Genomic DNA, 18,758 nt, shown 5'->3' on the forward strand with positions numbered 1-18,758 from the left:
AGGTGGGAAGCCACGACCATCACGGTCATCACCACCATGACCATGCCGGCGACGCCCATGATCATGGCCATGGTCACGGCCATGCCCATGTCCATGCGCCCGCCAGTTTCGGCATGGCATTCGCGATCGGCATTTCGCTCAATATCGCGCTGGTCGTGGCCGAGGCGATCTACGGCTATGTCGGCAACTCCACTGCCCTGCTGGCGGACGCAGGTCACAATCTTTCCGACGTACTCGGCCTGGTCGTGGCCTGGGGGGCCTCGATCGCAGCGCGCCGCGCGCCGAGCGGCCGCTTCACTTACGGCCTGCGCGCCTCCACCATCCTCGCGGCACTTGCGAACGCGGTGTTCCTGCTGGTCGCAACCGGTGCGATCGGCTGGGAGGCGATCCTGCGCCTGCAGCAGCCCGAGCCCGTCGCAGGCGTAACGGTGATGGTGGTCGCCGGCATCGGCATCCTCATCAACGGGTTTACCGCCATGCTGTTCGCGCGCGGGCGCAAGGACGACATCAACATCGAGGGCGCGTACCTGCACATGGCGGCCGACGCCGCGGTCTCGCTCGGCGTCGTGGTCTCGGCGGCGCTGATCATCTGGACCGGCTGGCTCTGGCTCGATCCCGTCACCAGCCTCGTCATCTGCGCTACCATTCTCTGGAGCACGACCAGCCTGCTGCGCGGGTCCATCGACATGTCGATGGCGGCGGCGCCCAAAGGCACCGACCTTGCCGCGATCAGGGCGTTCTTGCTGGCGCGGCCGGGCGTGTCCGCAATCCACGATCTCCACGTCTGGTCGATCTCCACCACCGAGACGGCACTGACTTGCCACCTGGTCATGCCCGCAGGCAGCGGCGACGCATTCCTGATGGAGACGGCGCAGCTGCTGAAGACGTCATTCCGCATCGGCCACACCACGCTTCAGGTCGAGACGCATCCCGACAACGGCTGCGCGCTGGCGCCGGATGATGTGGTGTGACGGGGCCTGCGCGGAGAGAGCGGCGCTTACGCCGCCTTCGCCGTCACGATCCAGATCGCGCCTTGCAACTCGACGGTCTGTCCCTTGAGGAACGGCGCGAGCGCTTCGCGGATCGAGGCTTTTGCGGCCTCATAGGTCTCCGGCGGATGGCCCTGAAGCGCGCGGCTGGCCGGGCCGATCTGGAGCGAGCCGTCGACGGCGGCATCGAGACCACCGCCGATCGCGATATCCATCGCGAGATTGTGCGGCTCCATCGCCATATCGACGAAGCCCGCGCCTTTGAGGATGCGCGTCACGCGCTCCTCCGATGCGAAGGCGAACGGGCCCGGCTCCTCTGGCCCGACCGGCGGCATCTTCGGCACGTGCTTGTAGACCGCCATCAGCGGCGCCATCATCCAGGGATTTTCCTTCGGCTCGCGCCAGCAGACGAAAGCAAGCCGCCCTGACGGCTTCAGCGCGCGGCGCAAATTGATGAAGGACGCAATGGGGTCGGCGAAGAACATCACGCCGAAGCGCGACGCGAGCAGATCAAAGCTCGCCGGCTCGAACGGATGGACGGTTGCATCCGCCAGCACGAAATCGAGCGGCAGCCCCTTCGGCGCCGACGCACGCGCCTGCGACAGCATCGGCTCGGACACATCGAGCCCGAGCGCAAAGCCATCCGGCGCCACCGCCTTTGCGATCGCCACCGTCGTCGCACCGGAGCCGCAGCCGACGTCGATCACGCGCTCGCCCGGCTTCAAGCGGGCACGGTTGATCAGGAGATCGGCAATGGGCCCGAGCAGCTTCTCCTGCACCCCGTGGCGCTCGGCCCAGCGCTGCCCGCTCGGGCCGTTCCAATAGGCGATCTGGTCGGCGTTGAGTTCGTGTCCGCTCGGCTGTTCCATCCGGTCTTTGATCCCTAGCATTGTCGATCCGCCGTTCCCGCAATTGCGGGGTTCACCCCTGCGTCGGGTCCCTGGCCGGATCGTAACGCAGTTTTCTGCGAGGACCACAGCCGCTGCTGCCGAGAATGGCTGCGGTTCCGGCGGGAGAAGCTCGCATTGTGGCCGCATAGCTTACACTGAATGGCCGCATCCGAAGCAGACGACAACCAGATTTCGTGGATAGCATTTTCAGGTTGCTCACCTTGGAAAGGCATGACCATGCGCAGCATCGTGGCACCCCTCATTATCGCAACCCTCTCCTTCGGGACGCCGACTTTCGTGCAGGCGCAGGGAACATCGTCGCAGCCGGGAGCAGAATCGCCGCCCGCTCAGAGCACCGTCATCCGCCAGATCCAGGTTGTCGACATCAAGGACTTGCAGCCAGCGGTGCGCTCCAAGGTCGATGACATCGTCGCACAGACGAGCGATGACGATATTCAATCGCTCCGGAAGACGATTGACGCGACTCCCCAGGCGGCATCCGCGCTCAAGGCGAAGGGTCTGACCTCGTCGCAGGTCGTTGCGATCAACATCGCCGAAGGCGTCCTGACACTATTCACCAAGACGGCCTGATACGTCCATCAGGAATGACGACGCGCCACTGTGGGGCAGGTGACCGCTCCACGGTGACTGTCGGCATGCCCGGTCGCGGGTTGCAGGGTCGGGTGGCAGGGTGATGTGCCCTTCGAACGAACCAGCCAGCTCCGACCGAATGGAGGCTTTGCGCTGATGCCATTGGTCTCCCAGGCATGGCAGCCTGCTTGGCCCGGCAAATCGAAAAGTGGTGGGCGGTCACGGATTCGAACCGCGGACCCTCTCGGTGTAAACGAGATGCTCTAACCAGCTGAGCTAACCGCCCTCGCCGCCTCTTTAGCCCTACGGGCCCCGAACCGGCAAGACCCCAACCCCAGCGAGTTGGACCTCAATCTTGCGGCCTGCCCGGCAGCAACGGTACGGCGTCGATCCACACCGCCGCCGACTGGCACCAGATCTGCCGCACCGGTCGCAATTGGTCGCGTTGCCGGATGCTGCCCCAGCGGATGCCCCAATCGTCGGCCTGGTCGCCCTCGCCGCTGGTGAACAGCGGGGAACCGCAGTCGGCGCAGAAGTGCTGGAAGCGCATCCGGCCGTTGTCGCCGCGCTTGCCGTAGATTTTGGGCGTGCCGGCGGTCAGGCGGACATCCGCCGCGGAACAGATCGCGGTGACCCGGAACGGCGAGCCCGTCAGCGTCTGACAGTCCCGGCAATGGCAGACCGAGACGGCCTCGGCGTCGATCTCGGCTTCAAAGGTGATCTGCCCGCAATGGCATTGCCCGTCGATGTGCATTGCCTCCTCCCCTTCCCCCCAAAACAAAAACGGCGCCCGAAGGCGCCGTTTTATCATCTTTTGCAAAATCTCAGTGAGCGGTCAGGCCGCCGGCGGCCTCGTCGCCATCCGGCTTCACCGTCACCTTGGTGTCCTCTTCCCAGACGATCGGCACAGGCTTCCTCACCAGCGCCTTGGCGACGACGTCGTCGAGGCGCGAGACCGGGATGATCTCCATGCCGCCCTTGATCGCATCGGAAATCTCCGTGAGATCCTTGGCGTTGTCCTCGGGGATCAGCACCGTCTTGATGCCGCCGCGGGCGGCAGCCAACAGCTTCTCCTTCAGGCCGCCGATCGGCAGCACGCGACCGCGCAACGTGATCTCGCCGGTCATCGCGACATCGTGGCGGACCGGAATGCCGGTCATGACCGAGATGATCGCGGTGGCCATGGCGACACCGGCGGACGGGCCGTCCTTCGGCGTCGCGCCTTCCGGCACGTGCACGTGGATGTCGCGCCGGTCGAACAGCGGCGGCTCGACGCCGTAGTTGATCGCGCGCGAGCGGACATAGGACGCCGCCGCCGAGATCGACTCCTTCATGACGTCGCGCAGATTGCCCGTGACCGTCATCTTGCCCTTGCCGGGCATCATGACGCCCTCGATCGTCAGCAACTCGCCGCCGACATCGGTCCAGGCGAGGCCCGTGACGATGCCGACCTGCGGCTCGCTCTCGATCTCGCCGAAGCGGTACTTCGGCACGCCGAGCAGCTCTTCCAGAGTCTTCTCGGTGACCTTGACCGACTTTTTCTTGGAGATCATCAGCTCCTTCACCGCCTTGCGGGCGAGTGTCGAGAGCTCACGCTCCAGATTGCGCACGCCCGCTTCGCGGGTGTAGCGGCGGATCAAAAGCAGCAACGCATCGTCGTCGATCGAGAACTCCTTGGTGTCCAGGCCGTGCTTGGACACCGCGTTCGGGATCAGGTGCTTGCGCGAGATCTCGACCTTCTCGTTCTCGGTGTAGCCCGCGATCCGGATGATCTCCATGCGGTCCATCAGCGGCCCGGGAATATTGAGCGTATTCGCGGTCGTGATGAACATCACGTTGGAGAGATCGTAGTCGACCTCGAGATAGTGGTCGTTGAAGGTCGCGTTCTGCTCGGGGTCGAGGACCTCAAGCAGCGCCGAGGACGGATCGCCGCGGAAGTCGGCGCCCATCTTGTCGATCTCGTCCAGCAGGAACAGCGGATTGGACGACTTCGCCTTGCGCATCGACTGGATGATCTTGCCGGGCATCGAGCCGATATAGGTGCGGCGGTGACCGCGAATCTCGGCCTCGTCACGCACGCCGCCGAGCGAGACGCGCACGAATTCGCGTCCCGTCGCCTTCGCGATCGACTTGCCGAGCGAGGTCTTGCCGACGCCGGGAGGTCCGACGAGGCACAGGATCGGCCCGGTCAGCTTGTTGGCGCGCGACTGCACGGCAAGATACTCGACGATGCGTTCCTTGACCTTCTCCAGCCCATAGTGATCGGAGTCCAGGATGGCCTGCGCGGCCTCCAGATCCTTCTTCACCTTGGACTTCTTGTTCCACGGGATCGACAGCAGCCAGTCCAGATAGTTGCGCACGACGGTCGCTTCCGCGGACATCGGCGACATCTGGCGCAGCTTCTTCAATTCATGCTGCGCCTTCTCGCGCGCTTCCTTGGACAGCTTGGTCTTGGAGATCTTCTCTTCGAGGTCGGCGAGCTCGTCGCGACCGTCATCGTCGCCGAGTTCCTTCTGGATCGCCTTCATCTGCTCGTTGAGATAATACTCGCGCTGGGTCTTCTCCATTTGTCGTTTGACACGAGAACGAATCCGCTTCTCGACCTGCAGCACCGAGATCTCGCTTTCCATCAGGCCCAGCACCTTCTCCAGGCGCGTGGTGACGGACAGCGTCTCCAGGATGCCCTGGCGATCCGCGATCTTGACGGCGAGATGCGAAGCAACCGTGTCGGCGAGCTTGGCGAAATCGGTGATCGCCTGCACGACGCCGACGACCTCGGCCGAGATCTTCTTGTTGAGCTTCACATAGCTCTCGAAGTCGGACACGACCGAGCGCGCCAGCGCCTCCGCCTCGACCGACTTGGCATCGGTGTCGGCGAGCGCAACGGCAGTCGCCTCGTAATAGTCGGCGCGATCGGTGTATTTTGCCACGCGCGCACGCTCGAGCCCTTCGACCAGCACCTTCACGGTGCCGTCCGGAAGCTTCAAGAGCTGGAGCACGCTGGCAAGCGTCCCGGTCTCGTAGATGGCATCGGGCGCCGGATCATCGTCGGACGCGTTCTTCTGCGTCGCGAGCATGATCAGCGCATCGTTCTTCATCACCTCTTCGAGCGCGCGGATCGACTTCTCGCGGCCGACGAAGAGCGGAACGATCATGTGCGGGAAGACGACGATGTCGCGCAGCGGCAGCACGGGATAGGCGTGCGTTTCGCCATGGACGATGGTTGGCCGGGGTTTGGGATTGGTCATGGCCTTTTCCTTTTGCTTTGCCCCCTTGCACGCAGCCCGCTGATGATGCGCAACCGCCACAAGGTGCCGAGGTGATCCGCAGAACCGATCGGTCCTCTACAGGTTGGACCGGCTCGCCGGATGGAACTGAGGCGAATCTTGAAGAGAATTTTCGCTCGCCGCCGACATTAGGTGGCTATCGACCCGGGGGGTGTCAAGTCATTGAAAAACGCGCGCCATCAGGCGCTTACGCACGCAAATAAGCGACGCAACATCGGCTGCGGAGATACAGCTCCGCAGCCCATCTGAAGGAGACGATTGGATCGATCCAGTGCCGCCGGATCAGGCGCTGGCGTTCTCGACGGCGCGATCGGACCGATCGGCATAGATGTAGAGCGGACGCGCCGTTCCTTCCACCACTTCCCGGGAAATCACGACTTCTTCCACACCTTCCAGGCCCGGCAGGTCGAACATGGTCTCGAGCAGAATCGCCTCGAGGATCGAGCGCAACCCGCGCGCGCCGGTCTTGCGCTCGATCGCCTTGCGGGCGACCGCGCCAAGCGCCTCGTCGGCGAAGGTCAGCTCGATGTTCTCCATCTCGAACAGCCGCTGGTACTGTTTCACCAGCGCGTTCTTCGGCTCCGTGAGGATCTTCTTCAGCGAGGTCTCATCGAGGTCCTCGAGCGTCGCCACGACCGGCAGACGGCCGACGAATTCGGGGATGAGGCCGTACTTCAGGAGGTCCTCAGGCTCGACGTGACGGAAGATCTCGCCGGTACGGCGGTCCTCCGGGGCGAGCACCTGGGCGCCGAAGCCGATCGAAGTCGACCGTCCGCGTGCCGAGATGATCTTCTCGAGGCCGGCGAAAGCGCCGCCGCAGATGAAGAGGATGTTGGTGGTATCCACTTGCAGGAACTCCTGCTGCGGATGCTTGCGGCCGCCCTGCGGCGGGACCGAAGCCACCGTGCCCTCCATGATCTTGAGCAGCGCCTGCTGCACGCCCTCACCGGACACATCGCGCGTGATCGAGGGGTTGTCGGACTTACGACTGATCTTGTCGATTTCGTCGATATAGACGATGCCGCGCTGGGCGCGCTCGACATTGTAATCGGCGGCCTGGAGCAGCTTCAGGATGATGTTCTCGACGTCCTCGCCGACATAGCCGGCCTCGGTCAGCGTGGTCGCATCCGCCATCGTGAACGGCACGTCCAGGATGCGGGCCAGCGTCTGCGCGAGCAGCGTCTTGCCCGAGCCGGTTGGACCGATCAGCAGGATGTTCGACTTCGCGAGCTCGACGTCGTTGTGCTTGGTCTGATGGTTGAGGCGCTTGTAGTGGTTGTGCACCGCCACCGACAGGACCTTCTTCGCATGGCTTTGGCCGATCACGTAATCGTCCAGCACCTTGCAGATTTCCTTCGGCGTCGGAATCCCGTCGCGCGACTTGACCAGCGAGGACTTGTTCTCCTCGCGGATGATGTCCATGCAGAGCTCGACGCACTCGTCGCAGATGAAGACCGTGGGACCCGCGATCAGTTTGCGGACTTCGTGCTGGCTCTTGCCGCAGAACGAGCAATATAGCGTGTTCTTGGAGTCGCTCGTGCCGACCTTACTCATTCCTGTCTCCGTCCGCGGTTCGATCCCGTTCCGCTCGATCGCTCCATTCCGACACGATGGCCGGCATGAAGCTTAAGTAGAGCAAATTCCGTACCAAAAAAGACCCTACGCATTACATCCCGTGCGAATCACGGTCACTCGATTCTCCCGCGATCATAGCCGATCAATCGTAGCCAACCATGCTGTCACCCGACTATCAAGAATTCGCTAATCGGACGCCGCCGGCTACCCGTGACAATACCGTGATTTCCGGTCTTGGCACGGACGAAGTGATCGAAATCACCCCGGCGTTGCTGGATTGCCACGAAAAGAGCACGAAAGCGGAACTTTCTGCTTGTCGCAGCGCGCAAAACCGCGTTTTGCGACGCGCGCACCCGCACCTAACGTGGACGCACCCCGACAGGTCCACGGCGATCTGAGGGACCGCCGTGACGACCCCGTAGTGCTACGGAGTCTTCGCTTGCGCCGGCTCCTCGGCACGCTTGTCGATGACCTTGTCGACCAGGCCGAACTCCTTGGCGTCGTTCGCGGTCAGGAACTTGTCGCGTTCCAGCGCATCCTCGATCGACTTGTAGGTCTGGCCGGTGTGCTTGACGTAGATCTCGTTGAGCCGCTTCTTCAGGTTCAGGATTTCCTGGGCGTGCAGCATGATGTCGGTGGCCTGGCCCTGGAAGCCGCCGGAGGGCTGATGCACCATGATGCGCGCGTTCGGCAGCGAGAAGCGCATGTCCTTCTCGCCGGCCGCGAGCAGCAGCGAACCCATCGAGGCCGCCTGCCCCGTGCACAGCGTCGACACCGGCGGGCGGATGAACTGCATGGTGTCGTAGATCGCAAGGCCCGACGTCACCACGCCGCCCGGCGAGTTGATGTACATCGAGATTTCCTTCTTCGGATTTTCCGCCTCGAGGAACAAGAGCTGCGCGACGATCAGCGTCGACATGCCGTCCTCGACCGGGCCGGTCACGAAGATGATGCGCTCCTTCAACAGGCGCGAGAAAATGTCGTAGGCGCGCTCGCCACGGTTGGTCTGCTCGACCACCATGGGCACGAGGTTCATGTAGGTTTCAACCGGATCGCGCATGAGTCACCTAGGGTTTTCGAAGACGGACATCGCCGGGGCTGCCAGTTTGGCTGGAGGCGCCCGAAGGGCGGATGGACGTCCCGTGATGCAGGAACTTGGGTAAGAGGTAGAAGGCGTACCGACAGATATAGCCCAATTCGCGCCTGACAAGTGCGGAGCGCATTAAGGCTTAATCCGCCGGGGAGTTGAAGCTGATTCGCGCAAAGAGGCCCAGCCGGCCATCTGGCTAGCTGGGCCCCTTCGCTGATCATCCTTAATGGAAGACTGCTTCAAATCACTCAGGCGGCGGTCTTTTCCGCCTCGTCGTCCTTGTACAGATCCTCGCGCGAGACCTTCTTCTCGGTCACGTTGGCAAGCTCGAGGATGAAGTCGACGACCTTGTCCTCGTAGATCGGTGCACGAAGCTGGGCCAGCGCCTGGGCGTTGTTGCGGTAATAGTCCCAGACCTCCTTCTCGCGACCGGGCATCGAGCGCGCGCGCTCGATCACGGCACGGCCGACTTCGTCGTCGGTCACGGTGATCTTGTTCTTCTCGCCGATCTCGGAGAGCACGAGGCCAAGCCGCACGCGGCGATCGGCGATCTTGCGATACTCTTCCTTGGCGGCGTCCTCGGTGGTGTCCTCGTCGGCGAAGGTCTTGCCGGCGGAATCCATCTCGGCCTTGACCGAGTTCCACATCAGATTGAACTCCTCGTCGATCAACGAGGGCGGCGCCTCGAAGCGATGCGCCTCGTCGAGGCGGTCGAGCAGCGCGCGCTTGACGCGCTGGCGCGTCGCGGTCGCGAACTCGGCGGAAAGGCGCTCGCGCGCGGCTTCCTTGAGCTTGTCCAGCGATTCCAGGCCGAGCGATTTGGCGAACTCGTCGTCGATCGCAAGGTCCTGCGGCGCCTCGATCAGGGTCGCGATGGTCTCGAACTCGGCGGGCTGGCCGGCGAGCTTGTCGTTCATGTAGTTCTTGGGGAACGACACTTTCAGTGTGCGGGTCTCGTTCGCGCCGATACCGATCAGTTGCTCCTCGAAGCCCGGGATAAAGGTGTTCGAGCCGATCACGACCTGGATGCCTTCGCCCGTGCCGCCCTCGAAGACTTCGCCGTTGATGCTGCCCTTGAAGTTGATGGTGACGCGGTCGCCCGACTCGGCCTTCGCGCCCTCGCCCTTGGCGGCATAGGTGCGGTTGGAATCGGCGATGCGCTTGATCGCCTCGTCGACATCGCTGTCGGTGACATCGGCAACGGGCTTCTCGACCTGGAAGGTCTTGAAGTCGGCGAGCGCGATCGCCGGCACCACCTCGATCGCGACCGTATAGGTCAGATCAGACTTGCCGCTCAGCAGTTCCTCGACGTCCTTCTGCTCCGTCGGCATGGTGATCTTCGGCTCGGTCGCGAGGCGGAAGCCGCGTTCGGAGAACAGCTGCGTGTTGGTGTCGCGAATGGTCTGGTCGATGGTTTCGGCCATCACCGAGCGGCCATAGACCTTCTTCAGGTGCGCGACCGGCACCTTGCCCGGACGGAAGCCGTTGATGCGGACCTTGTCCTTGAGGTCGACCAGCTTGGCGCCGGCCTTGGCATCGAGATCAGACGCGGGAACGCTGATCTTGAACTCGTGCTTCAAACCTTCCGAGAGGGTTTCTGTGACCTGCATGGCGTCCAATCTTCTTCTCGTTCGGTCCCGGCACATCGCGCGTCGGGACGCTCTCATTAATCGATCCGGCGCGAGGCAAACGCCTCGACACCGGTGGTTCATCGGACCGGCTCCGGACGGACGATCATCCGCGAGGAGCAGGTCTCGTAATCCGTGCAAACGCGAAAAGCGCTTGGTGCGGGCGGAGGGACTCGAACCCCCACAACTTTCGTCACTGGAACCTAAATCCAGCGCGTCTACCAGTTCCGCCACGCCCGCGTGAATTTGCATCAAGACCGGCCGCGATGCCGCGGGCGGCCGGGCTTATAGCATGTGCCTGACTGTTCGCAGCAAAAAAATGGCCGGTTGGAGGCATGCTTCAAGTAGGCACGATGGCTGGACTTATCCAGCACGGCATGGTCCGGATCACGTCATGAAACCGCGGATTCTTGACTCGACGCGACGTGAGGTTTTGACCGGTCTAGGGGCCTCGGCGGCCGGGTTGATGACCGGCGGCGCAGGGCCGCTCGTGACCGCCCAGCTCGCGCTTCAGGCGAGGCCGGCAACCCTGGCTTTGAAGGCGGGGCAACCAGCTACAGCAATCTGCGAGCTGGCCGCCGTAAGCCATCTCGGGACCGTCCGTCTCAAGCGCGCCGACCGCTGCGAGGTGGTGTTTCGCAACGACCTGCCTGTGCCACTTGCGCCGGTCTGGTACGGCCTCAATGCCGCGACCGCCGCAGACCCGCTGCGAGGGCGCGCGCCCGCCGCGCCGGACACGACCGAAACGTCAATCATTTCAATACCAAGCGCCGGTACCCTGCTGGCTGACTTCCGTCTCTTCGAAGGCGGTCTGAAGCAGCCCGCGCGCCCGCTCGCGATCACCGCGGCCGAGACCAGCCCGGTCGGCGTCGATCGCGACGAGGTCCTGTTGATCGAGGAATGGCGCCTGCGACCGGACGGCACCGCGGTCCCGCCGGGCCAGGACCCGAAGGACGCGACACGGCTCTACACGGTCAATGGCAAGACTTCATTCGAACTCTCAGCCGCGGCCAATGAGCGGCTGCGACTGCGCTTCATCAACGGCTCCCAACGTACTGTTCTGGCACTCAAATTTGGAAGCCACGAGGTCCGCGTGATGGCCCTGGACGGACAACCGGCCGAGCCGTTCCCCGCGCGCAACGGGGCCCTGGTGCTGGCCCCCGGCGGACGTGCCGACGTGTTTGTGGATACAGCCACCTCGGCCGCATTCCTGCTGCATGACGGCAAGGAGACGTACCAGGTGGGCAGCCTCAAGGTATCGGGCCAATCGGAGCGGCGCGCGCCGCTGTTGCCGCCACAGCCGCTGCCGTCGAATGATCTCCCCGAGAAGCTCGATCTGAAAGGCGCCGTGCGGTTCGATGTCGCGCTCGGCGCGGCCGATGCCGGCTGGGCACGGCCCGCAAGCTTCTCCACGGCCTCAGCCCCCGCCTTCCGGGCCAAGACCGGCCGCACCGTTGTTCTGGCCCTGAAGAACCCCGCCCCCGTCACCACGGTCTTCCACCTGCACGGCCATCCGTTCCGCCTGCTCGACAAGCTGGACGACGGCTGGAAGCCCTACTGGCTCGATACACTCGCGATCGAGCCCGGCCAGACCCAGCGCGTCGCGTTCGCGGCGATCTCACCCGGACGCTGGCTGATCGAATCCGTCGTGACCGACTGGGCCGCGCCGCGCCTGGTGCGCTGGTATGGGGTGGAGTGAACGCCTACCGGCGCGTCCAGAGGTAGCGGACGTCGGGCTCCCGCTCCTCGTTCCTCGCTCCATCGGTCTCCTCAATCACCACGAACCCGCGCATCTCATAGAAGCGTCGCGCCGGCGCGTTGCGCTGGAAGGTCCAGAGTTCCAGCCGATCGCAAGCGTCTTTGGCGATGTCGAGGAGTTCGGTGCCGACGCCACGGCCTTGGGCGGAGGGAAGCACGTAGAGCTGTTCGACCCAGCCGTCACGGAATGCGATGATCCCGCTCAGCACATCGTCGTCGAACCTTCCCCAGGCGCGACACGTCGGAAAGACGCGCTTCCGGTAGAACCAACAGTCCTCGTCGGGCGTATGCAGCCCGACGAGCCACGGCATCGCCTCGTCGAACGCAATCCGATGGATCTGCGCCGCCGCATCCATATCGGCGAAGGCAAGCTGCCTGAGCACCAGACTAGTACTCCACCCCGAGCGCATCATAAATCCGCCGGTGCACGGCCGGCAGCGTCTCGGTCAGGTCTTCCGCGATCAGGCCCGGCCCAGCTTCGCTCGCCGCCTCGCCGTGCATCCAGACGCCGATGCTGGCGGCTTCGAAGGCCGGCACGCCCTGCGCCACGAGCCCGGCAATGATGCCGGAGAGCACGTCGCCGGCACCCGCCGTGGCGAGCCAGGGCGGCGCGTTGGCGGCGATCGTGGCGCGGCCGTCGGGGGCGGCAACGGTGGTGTCCGGCCCCTTCAGGAGCACGACCGCGCCGGAGCGCTCGGCGGCAGCGCGGACGCGCTCGAGCTTGGAGCGGCCGGGATGCTTGTTGCTGAGGTCGGAGAACAGGCGCGGAAACTCGCCCTCATGCGGGGTCAGCACCACCGCATTGTCGTGCGATACCTTGATCGATTCAAACAGGTGCTCGGGGGTTGCGGCAAAGCTCGTCAGCGCGTCCGCGTCCAGCACCAGATGTCGTTCTGCGGCAAGCGCAGTGTGGACCATGTCGCAGGTGCGTTCGCCGATGCCCGCGCCGGGGCCGATGATGCAGGTATTATAGCGCTTGTCGCCGAGCAGCTCGCCGAACTCAATAGCGGTGTCGACGGGGCGGACCATCACCGCAGTCAGTGCGCCCGCATTGATCGCGAGCGCATCGCGCGGGCTCGCCAGCGTCACGAGGCCGGCACCGGCGCGCAGCGCGCCGCGCGCAGCGAGCCGCGCGGCGCCTGTCGCGGCCGCATCGCCGGAGATCGCAAGCACATGGCCGCGCGCGTATTTGTGGCCGTCGATGCGGGGCACCGGAAAGGCGGCGCCCCAGAGGTCCGGATCATTCTCGAAGGTCCGCGGCGCGATCTCGTCCAGCACCTGCGCATCGATGCCGATGTCGGCGACCCGCACCCGGCCGCAATGCATCCGTCCGGGCAGAAGCAGATGCGCCGGCTTCTTGCGGAAGAAGGTGACGGTCTCGGTGGCGTTCACCGCCGCGCCCATCACGGCCGCGCTGGTGCCGTTGATGCCGCTCGGCAGGTCGACCGCGAGCACCGGGGCACCGTTGGCGTTGATCGCCTCGATCATTTCGCGCGCCTCGCCGTCGACGGGACGGCTGAGACCGGCGCCGAACAGCGCATCGACGATCAGCGCAGGCCTTCCGATTGCCTGGGGATTGAACGGAAGCACCGGATGCTTCCAGCCGCGCGCCGCGGAGGCCGCATCGCCCTGGAGCTGGTCGCGCTCGCACATCGGGATCACCGAGACCTCCCGCCCCTGGGCGGCGAGTTCGGCGGCTGCGACAAAACCGTCGCCGCCATTGTTGCCGGGGCCGGCGACGATCAGGATCGGCCCCTCCTCCACCAGCGCATGGGCGGCCTCGGCGACCGCCTGGCCAGCGCTCAGCATGAGCTTGAAACCGGGCGTGCCGGCCGCAATGGCGAGCTGGTCGGCGCGCTGCATCTCGGCGTTGGTCAGAACTTCCATGCCACTTCCTAGTACAAACGCCTCTTCAACAGGCATCTTCCTTGCCGATCCGGCGGCCGGGACATCGATCTGCACATATATTGAACCGTTTGCCTATTTCGTAGCCTTCGGTATTTTGTGCAGATCGGGCCACCACCCAGAGATGCTCGTTAAAAGGCTGATAACGCTCCAATAACCAGGGCATTTGCAACTTGGCATAGACCCTGCTTTCGAGGAAGCCGCTTCGGTCGTCGTGCTCACTGGCATCTACAGGTGTGGCCGGCCGTTGTTGCCGGACTTGTCAGGGATCCCGGCACAGAGAAGACAAGATCGTGCGTTGAGAAATGCGCATCCTGACGAAGACGTTGCTATTTGATCGAAAGGCCGGGAGTCGCGCAGTGAAGAAAATCGAAGCCATCATCAAGCCATTCAAGCTCGACGAGGTGAAGGAAGCGCTTCAGGAGGTAGGTCTTCAGGGCATCACCGTCACCGAAGCCAAGGGCTTCGGCCGGCAGAAGGGTCACGCCGAACTTTACCGCGGCGCAGAATACATCGTCGACTTCCTGCCGAAGGTAAAAATCGAGATCGTGATCGGTGACGATCTGGTCGAGCGCGCCATCGACGCGATCCGCCGCGCCGCGCAGACCGGCCGCATCGGCGACGGCAAAATTTTCGTCTCCAACATCGAAGAGGCGATCCGCATCCGAACCGGCGAATCCGGGCTGGACGCTATCTGAGCCGGGTGCTATCCCGCATTTTGCGACACTCCGACAAGAAATAAGGCTGCTTCGGCGGCCTGATTTCGTTTGTGCGGTCGCGCGCGAACTCGCCAAAAGCGAGAAGAATCCTGCTCACCTGGAAACCGACCCGCAGAGCCATAAGGGGTATGCATGAAGACCGCCAAAGACGTCCTGAAATCGATCAAGGACAATGACGTCAAGTACGTCGACCTGCGCTTCACCGATCCGCGCGGCAAGTGGCAGCACGTCACGTTCGACGTCAGCATGATCGATGAAGACATCTTCGCCGAAGGGACGATGTTCGACGGCTCCTCGATCGCCGGCTGGAAGGCGATCAACGAGTCCGACATGTGCCTGATGCCCGATCCGGTGACCGCGACGATCGACCCGTTCTTCGCCGAGACCACCATGGTCATCACCTGCGACGTGCTCGAGCCGACCACCGGCGAGCCCTACAACCGCGACCCCCGCGGCATCGCCAAGAAGGCCGAGGCCATGGTGAAGTCGATGGGCGTGGGCGACACCGTGTTCGTCGGCCCCGAGGCCGAGTTCTTCGTGTTCGACGACGTGCGCTTCTCGTCCACCCCCTACAACACCGGCTTCCGCCTCGACTCCTCGGAGCTGCCGACCAACTCCGACACCGAATATGAAGGCGGCAATCTCGGCCACCGCGTCCGCACCAAGGGCGGCTATTTTCCGGTTCCGCCGCAGGACTCCGTGCAGGACATGCGCTCGGAGATGCTGGGGGCCATGGCCAAGATGGGCGTCAAGGTCGAGAAGCATCACCACGAGGTCGCTTCCGCCCAGCACGAGCTCGGCATGAAGTTCGACACGCTGACGCTGATGGCCGACCACATCCAGATCTACAAATACTGCATCCACCAGGTCGCGCACATCTACGGCAAGACCGCCACCTTCATGCCGAAGCCGGTCTACGGCGACAACGGCTCGGGCATGCACGTGCACCAGTCGATCTGGAAGGACGGCAAGCCGGTGTTCGCCGGCAACAAATATGCCGACCTGTCGGAGACCTGCCTCCACTACATCGGCGGCATCATCAAGCACGCCAAGGCCATCAACGCCTTCACCAATCCGTCGACCAACTCCTACAAGCGTCTGGTCCCGGGCTATGAGGCTCCCGTGCTGCTCGCCTATTCCGCGCGCAACCGCTCGGCCTCCTGCCGCATCCCCTACACCGCTTCGCCGAAGGCCAAGCGCGTCGAGGTGCGCTTCCCCGATCCGCTCGCCAATCCCTATCTCGGCTTCGCCGCGATGCTGATGGCGGGCCTCGACGGCATCAAGAACAAGATCGATCCGGGTCCGGCGATGGACAAGGATCTCTACGACCTGCCGAAGGAAGAGCTGAAGCAGATCCCGACGGTGTGCGGCAGCTTGCGCGAGGCGCTCGAGAACCTCGACAAGGACCGCGCCTTCCTGAAGGCCGGCGGCGTGTTCGACGACGACTTCATCGACGCCTATATCGAGCTGAAGATGACCGAGGTCGAGCGCTTCGAGATGACCCCGCACCCGATCGAGTTCGACATGTACTATTCGGGCTGATCGTCCCGAACAGACCACGACAGGCAAAAGGCGCTTCCGGAAGGAGGCGCCTTTTCGTTTGCGCTGCTGCTTTCCGCTACGGGTTGTTGGGTCGCAGCATCAAATGGTCGAGCAGGCCGGTGGGGAGCGGAAACACCACGGTCGACGAGCGTTCACCGGCGATGTCGTGCAGAGCCGCGAAGTAACGCAGCTGCATTGCCTGGGGCTCCTGCGCCAGGATCCGGCCGGCTTCAACGAGCTTTTCGGCGGCCTGCTGCTCGCCCATCGCATTGATCACCTTGGCTCGCCGCAGGCGCTCCGCCTCAGCCTGTTTGGCAATCGCGCGAACCATGGTTTCATTGATATCGACGTCCTTGATCTCTATGCCGGTGACCTTGATGCCCCAGACGTCAGTCTGCTTGTCGAGGATCTCCTGGATATCGGCGTTCAACCTGTCGCGCTCCGCAAGCATCTCGTCGAGCTCATGCTTGCCGAGCACCGAACGCAACGTGGTCTGCGCGAGCTGGCTGGTCGCCGCCATGTAGTCGCCGACCTTGATGATGGCGCGCTCGGGGTCGACGATGCGGAAGTACAGGACGGCATTGACCTTGACGGAGACGTTGTCCCGCGAGATCACGTCCTGCGGCGGCACCACCTGCACCATCACCCGCAGATCGACCTTGACGAGTTGCTGCACGATCGGGATGAGGAGTATCAGGCCCGGGCCCTTCACACCGGTAAAGCGGCCGAGCGTGAAGACGACGCCGCGCTCGTATTCGCGCAGGATTCGAATAGCCTGGGATAGAAACACGATGACAAGCAGCGCAAGCGCCGCATACGTCAGATATTCCAGCATCATGATGTACCTCCCTCGCCTGTCCGGGCGGGTGTGCGGCGTATCAGCAGCGTCAAGTCGACGACATTGGCGACCTCCACCGTCTCTCCGGGCTTGAAGGTTTCGGCGCCGCGCGCCTGCCAGCGCTCACCGTGGGCGAAGACATGGCCTTCGTTCCCGTTCCAGTCGAGAACCTCGGCGGGCAAGCCGCGCATGGCCTGTGCGCCGACCAGCGCAGGAGCTTTGCGGACGCGCCGAAGCGAGCCAAGCACGATCAGAGCAAAGCCGCTGAACACGACCGCGGTAGTGCCGATCACCCACCACGACAGTTGGTACCCAGGCGCCTCGCTCCTGAAGAGCATCATTGCTCCCAGCACGAAAGCGACGATCCCTCCGAAGCCGACCACCACGGTCGGGTTGAAGGCTTCGACGGTGAGAAGCACGAGTCCGATCAGCATCAGGGCGAGGCCGGCATAGCTGATCGGCAGCAAATTGAGCGCATAGAGGCCGATCAGCAGGCAGATCGCGCCGACGACTCCAGGAGCGACGGCTCCGGGAGACATGAACTCGAAGATCAGGCCGTAGATTCCGACCATCAGGAGAATGAACGCCACATTCGGGTTGGTGATGACCGCCAGGAACCGGGATATCCGTCCGGGCTCGATGGCTTCGACGACAGCATCCTTTGTTGCCAGGCGTTGCGTCTTGCCGCCTGCGAGCTCCACCACACGGCCATCAACCTGCTGCAGCAATTCAGCCTGATCGCGCGCGACGAGATCGATGGCATGTGCCTCCAGCGCGCCGTTGGCAGAGAGCGTTGCGGCCTCGCGGACCGCCTTCTCCGCCCACTCCGCATTGCGGTTGCGCAGCTCGGCGAGGCTGCGGATGAGGGCGACGGCATCGTTCGTGGCCTTCGCCGTCATCGCGTCCTTCGGATCATCCTTCTTGTCTTTGCCATCCTTGTCGGGTGTGCCGCTCGGCAGGCCCGGAAGCGGCCCGCCAATCTGGACCGGCGTCGCCGCACCGATGTTGGTGCCTGGTGCCATCGCCGCGATGTGGGTCGCATAGAGAATATAGGTCCCCGCACTCGCCGCGTGGGCGCCGGAAGGAGCGACGTAGCCGATGACAGGGATGGGCGAGGCGAGCACATCCGCGATGATCTCGCGCATGCTGGAATTGAGCCCGCCGGGCGTGTTCATCCTCAGAACCACGACCTCGGCGCGCCGTTCGCTCGCCGTGGCCAAAGCCTCCCGCACGTAGCTGGCTGACGCCGGGCCAATCGCACCATCGATCGAAACAACGAAGGCTGCACGGCCGCCCTCCTCCGCTGAGCTGGGAAGGAGGCAGCAGGTCAAAGCCACGACGGTGATCGCCGCAACGAGGGCCGCCTTCATGGTCTGCACGGCAAGGGCTCCCTTGCAGGGCATATGGTATTGTTCTCATGAACCTCAATGCTGCGCGTGGAGATCAACGTTGCGATTGTGCAACGCAATGGGAATGCCCATGCAGGATGGCGATGTGATCGGCTGAGCAGAGGTAGTGGCGGAGCATGCCGACGCCTGATCCTCCCTGCGCCAGGCGCTGCTACCGCCTTACCCTCGCGCCGTCCGCTCCGATTGCGCCGAACGTGCTCGCGATGATCTCGCTCGTCGGCTGCATGATGTCACGCAGGCCTATCGCACGCGACGGATGGAGCGGGCGGCGTGAGGCGTGAGCGCGTCTCCGATTCGACCGCACTGGTGCGATGAACCTTGCGCCGCGGAGCCTTCAGCTTTCGTTCTGCATCTGACTCCAGTTCGTTCTCAAAGAACAAATCAGAGCCGCGAAAATCGGGACGGAGCAATTCCTACTGATTGGTTTATCCAGCACAACTCGAAAGGATCGGGGAGGCTGCGAAATTCCATCCGCGGTGCAGGCCTTGATCTGGAGTTATCGGTGGATCTCATTGCGAGCCACCGGGTCCGCGCAAA

Annotated in this window: 16 protein-coding genes and 2 tRNA genes; 6 read left to right on the plus strand and 12 right to left on the minus strand. The window is 63.7% G+C overall.

What is annotated here, in order from left to right:
* Window positions 1–2: 2 nt before the first annotated feature.
* Complete coding sequence (locus ABIG06_RS33105; RefSeq protein WP_424578487.1) at window positions 3–971, plus strand: cation diffusion facilitator family transporter; 969 nt, start codon at window positions 3–5, stop codon at window positions 969–971.
* 26 nt (window positions 972–997) lie between these two features.
* Here ABIG06_RS33105 and ABIG06_RS33110 read toward each other — a convergent pair whose 3' ends face one another.
* Window positions 998–1,858: a class I SAM-dependent methyltransferase gene (locus ABIG06_RS33110; RefSeq protein WP_370140971.1), complete on the minus strand. Its 861-nt coding sequence runs from the start codon at window positions 1,856–1,858 to the stop codon at window positions 998–1,000.
* A gap of 252 nt (window positions 1,859–2,110) precedes the next feature.
* On the opposite strand from ABIG06_RS33110, the gene ABIG06_RS33115 reads away from it, so the two are divergent.
* Window positions 2,111–2,470, plus strand: coding sequence for a hypothetical protein (locus ABIG06_RS33115; RefSeq protein WP_370140092.1), 360 nt, complete (start codon window positions 2,111–2,113; stop codon window positions 2,468–2,470).
* A 209-nt stretch (window positions 2,471–2,679) separates the two neighbouring features.
* Here the strand turns inward: ABIG06_RS33115 and ABIG06_RS33120 are convergent.
* The 4 genes from ABIG06_RS33120 to clpX all read right to left on the minus strand — a co-directional run bounded on the left by ABIG06_RS33120 (window position 2,680) and on the right by clpX (window position 7,311).
* Window positions 2,680–2,756: transfer RNA gene (locus ABIG06_RS33120), tRNA-Val, on the minus strand.
* A gap of 63 nt (window positions 2,757–2,819) precedes the next feature.
* Window positions 2,820–3,224 carry a GFA family protein gene (locus ABIG06_RS33125; protein ID WP_370140093.1) on the minus strand — a complete coding sequence of 135 codons (405 nt, stop codon included), beginning with the start codon at window positions 3,222–3,224 and terminating at the stop codon, window positions 2,820–2,822.
* Window positions 3,225–3,294: 70 nt separating this feature from the next.
* Window positions 3,295–5,718, minus strand: coding sequence for an endopeptidase La (gene lon, locus ABIG06_RS33130; protein WP_370140094.1), 2,424 nt, complete (start codon window positions 5,716–5,718; stop codon window positions 3,295–3,297).
* Between the two features lie 321 nt (window positions 5,719–6,039).
* Window positions 6,040–7,311 (minus strand): ATP-dependent Clp protease ATP-binding subunit ClpX, encoded by a 1,272-nt coding sequence (clpX, locus tag ABIG06_RS33135; RefSeq protein WP_008547851.1) that lies wholly within the window; start codon window positions 7,309–7,311, stop codon window positions 6,040–6,042.
* Between the two features lie 179 nt (window positions 7,312–7,490).
* On the opposite strand from clpX, the gene ABIG06_RS33140 reads away from it, so the two are divergent.
* Window positions 7,491–7,730 (plus strand): hypothetical protein, encoded by a 240-nt coding sequence (locus ABIG06_RS33140; RefSeq protein WP_124158040.1) that lies wholly within the window; start codon window positions 7,491–7,493, stop codon window positions 7,728–7,730.
* A 26-nt stretch (window positions 7,731–7,756) separates the two neighbouring features.
* Here the strand turns inward: ABIG06_RS33140 and ABIG06_RS33145 are convergent, their stop codons facing one another.
* From ABIG06_RS33145 to ABIG06_RS33155, 3 genes are all read right to left on the minus strand, one after another.
* On the minus strand, window positions 7,757–8,392 hold the full coding sequence (locus tag ABIG06_RS33145) for an ATP-dependent Clp protease proteolytic subunit (RefSeq protein ID WP_124158039.1): 636 nt from the start codon (window positions 8,390–8,392) through the stop codon (window positions 7,757–7,759).
* 278 nt (window positions 8,393–8,670) lie between these two features.
* On the minus strand, window positions 8,671–10,032 hold the full coding sequence (gene tig / locus ABIG06_RS33150) for a trigger factor (protein WP_370140095.1): 1,362 nt from the start codon (window positions 10,030–10,032) through the stop codon (window positions 8,671–8,673).
* 173 nt (window positions 10,033–10,205) lie between these two features.
* Window positions 10,206–10,290 (minus strand) — tRNA-Leu (locus tag ABIG06_RS33155).
* Between the two features lie 154 nt (window positions 10,291–10,444).
* On the opposite strand from ABIG06_RS33155, the gene ABIG06_RS33160 reads away from it, so the two are divergent.
* Window positions 10,445–11,749, plus strand: a complete 1,305-nt coding sequence (locus tag ABIG06_RS33160) for a multicopper oxidase family protein (protein ID WP_370140096.1) — start codon at window positions 10,445–10,447, stop codon at window positions 11,747–11,749.
* A 4-nt stretch (window positions 11,750–11,753) separates the two neighbouring features.
* Here ABIG06_RS33160 and ABIG06_RS33165 read toward each other — a convergent pair whose 3' ends face one another.
* Both ABIG06_RS33165 and ABIG06_RS33170 read right to left on the minus strand, forming a co-directional pair.
* Window positions 11,754–12,191: a GNAT family N-acetyltransferase gene (locus ABIG06_RS33165; RefSeq protein WP_370140097.1), complete on the minus strand. Its 438-nt coding sequence runs from the start codon at window positions 12,189–12,191 to the stop codon at window positions 11,754–11,756.
* Between the two features lie 4 nt (window positions 12,192–12,195).
* The gene (locus ABIG06_RS33170; RefSeq protein WP_370140098.1) at window positions 12,196–13,695 is read right to left on the minus strand and encodes an NAD(P)H-hydrate dehydratase; all 1,500 of its coding nucleotides are present in this window, start codon (window positions 13,693–13,695) and stop codon (window positions 12,196–12,198) included.
* A gap of 377 nt (window positions 13,696–14,072) precedes the next feature.
* Between ABIG06_RS33170 and ABIG06_RS33175 the strand changes: the two genes are divergently transcribed.
* Together ABIG06_RS33175 and glnA are read left to right on the plus strand one after the other, a co-directional pair.
* Entirely contained in the window at window positions 14,073–14,411 is a 339-nt protein-coding gene (locus ABIG06_RS33175; protein ID WP_007603495.1) for a P-II family nitrogen regulator, read from the plus strand.
* Window positions 14,412–14,564: 153 nt separating this feature from the next.
* Window positions 14,565–15,974: a type I glutamate--ammonia ligase gene (glnA, locus tag ABIG06_RS33180; protein WP_028182123.1), complete on the plus strand. Its 1,410-nt coding sequence runs from the start codon at window positions 14,565–14,567 to the stop codon at window positions 15,972–15,974.
* Between the two features lie 76 nt (window positions 15,975–16,050).
* Here glnA and ABIG06_RS33185 read toward each other — a convergent pair whose 3' ends face one another.
* Both ABIG06_RS33185 and ABIG06_RS33190 read right to left on the minus strand, forming a co-directional pair.
* The gene (locus ABIG06_RS33185; RefSeq protein ID WP_370140099.1) at window positions 16,051–16,812 is read right to left on the minus strand and encodes a slipin family protein; all 762 of its coding nucleotides are present in this window, start codon (window positions 16,810–16,812) and stop codon (window positions 16,051–16,053) included.
* Window positions 16,809–18,191 (minus strand): NfeD family protein, encoded by a 1,383-nt coding sequence (locus ABIG06_RS33190; protein ID WP_370140100.1) that lies wholly within the window; start codon window positions 18,189–18,191, stop codon window positions 16,809–16,811. Before ABIG06_RS33190 ends, ABIG06_RS33185 begins: the two co-directional genes overlap by 4 nt.
* Between the last annotated feature and the right edge of the window lie 567 nt (window positions 18,192–18,758).

Origin of the sequence: Bradyrhizobium sp. USDA 326 (genome assembly GCF_049739485.1) — a bacterium.
Lineage (GTDB): Bacteria > Pseudomonadota > Alphaproteobacteria > Rhizobiales > Xanthobacteraceae > Bradyrhizobium.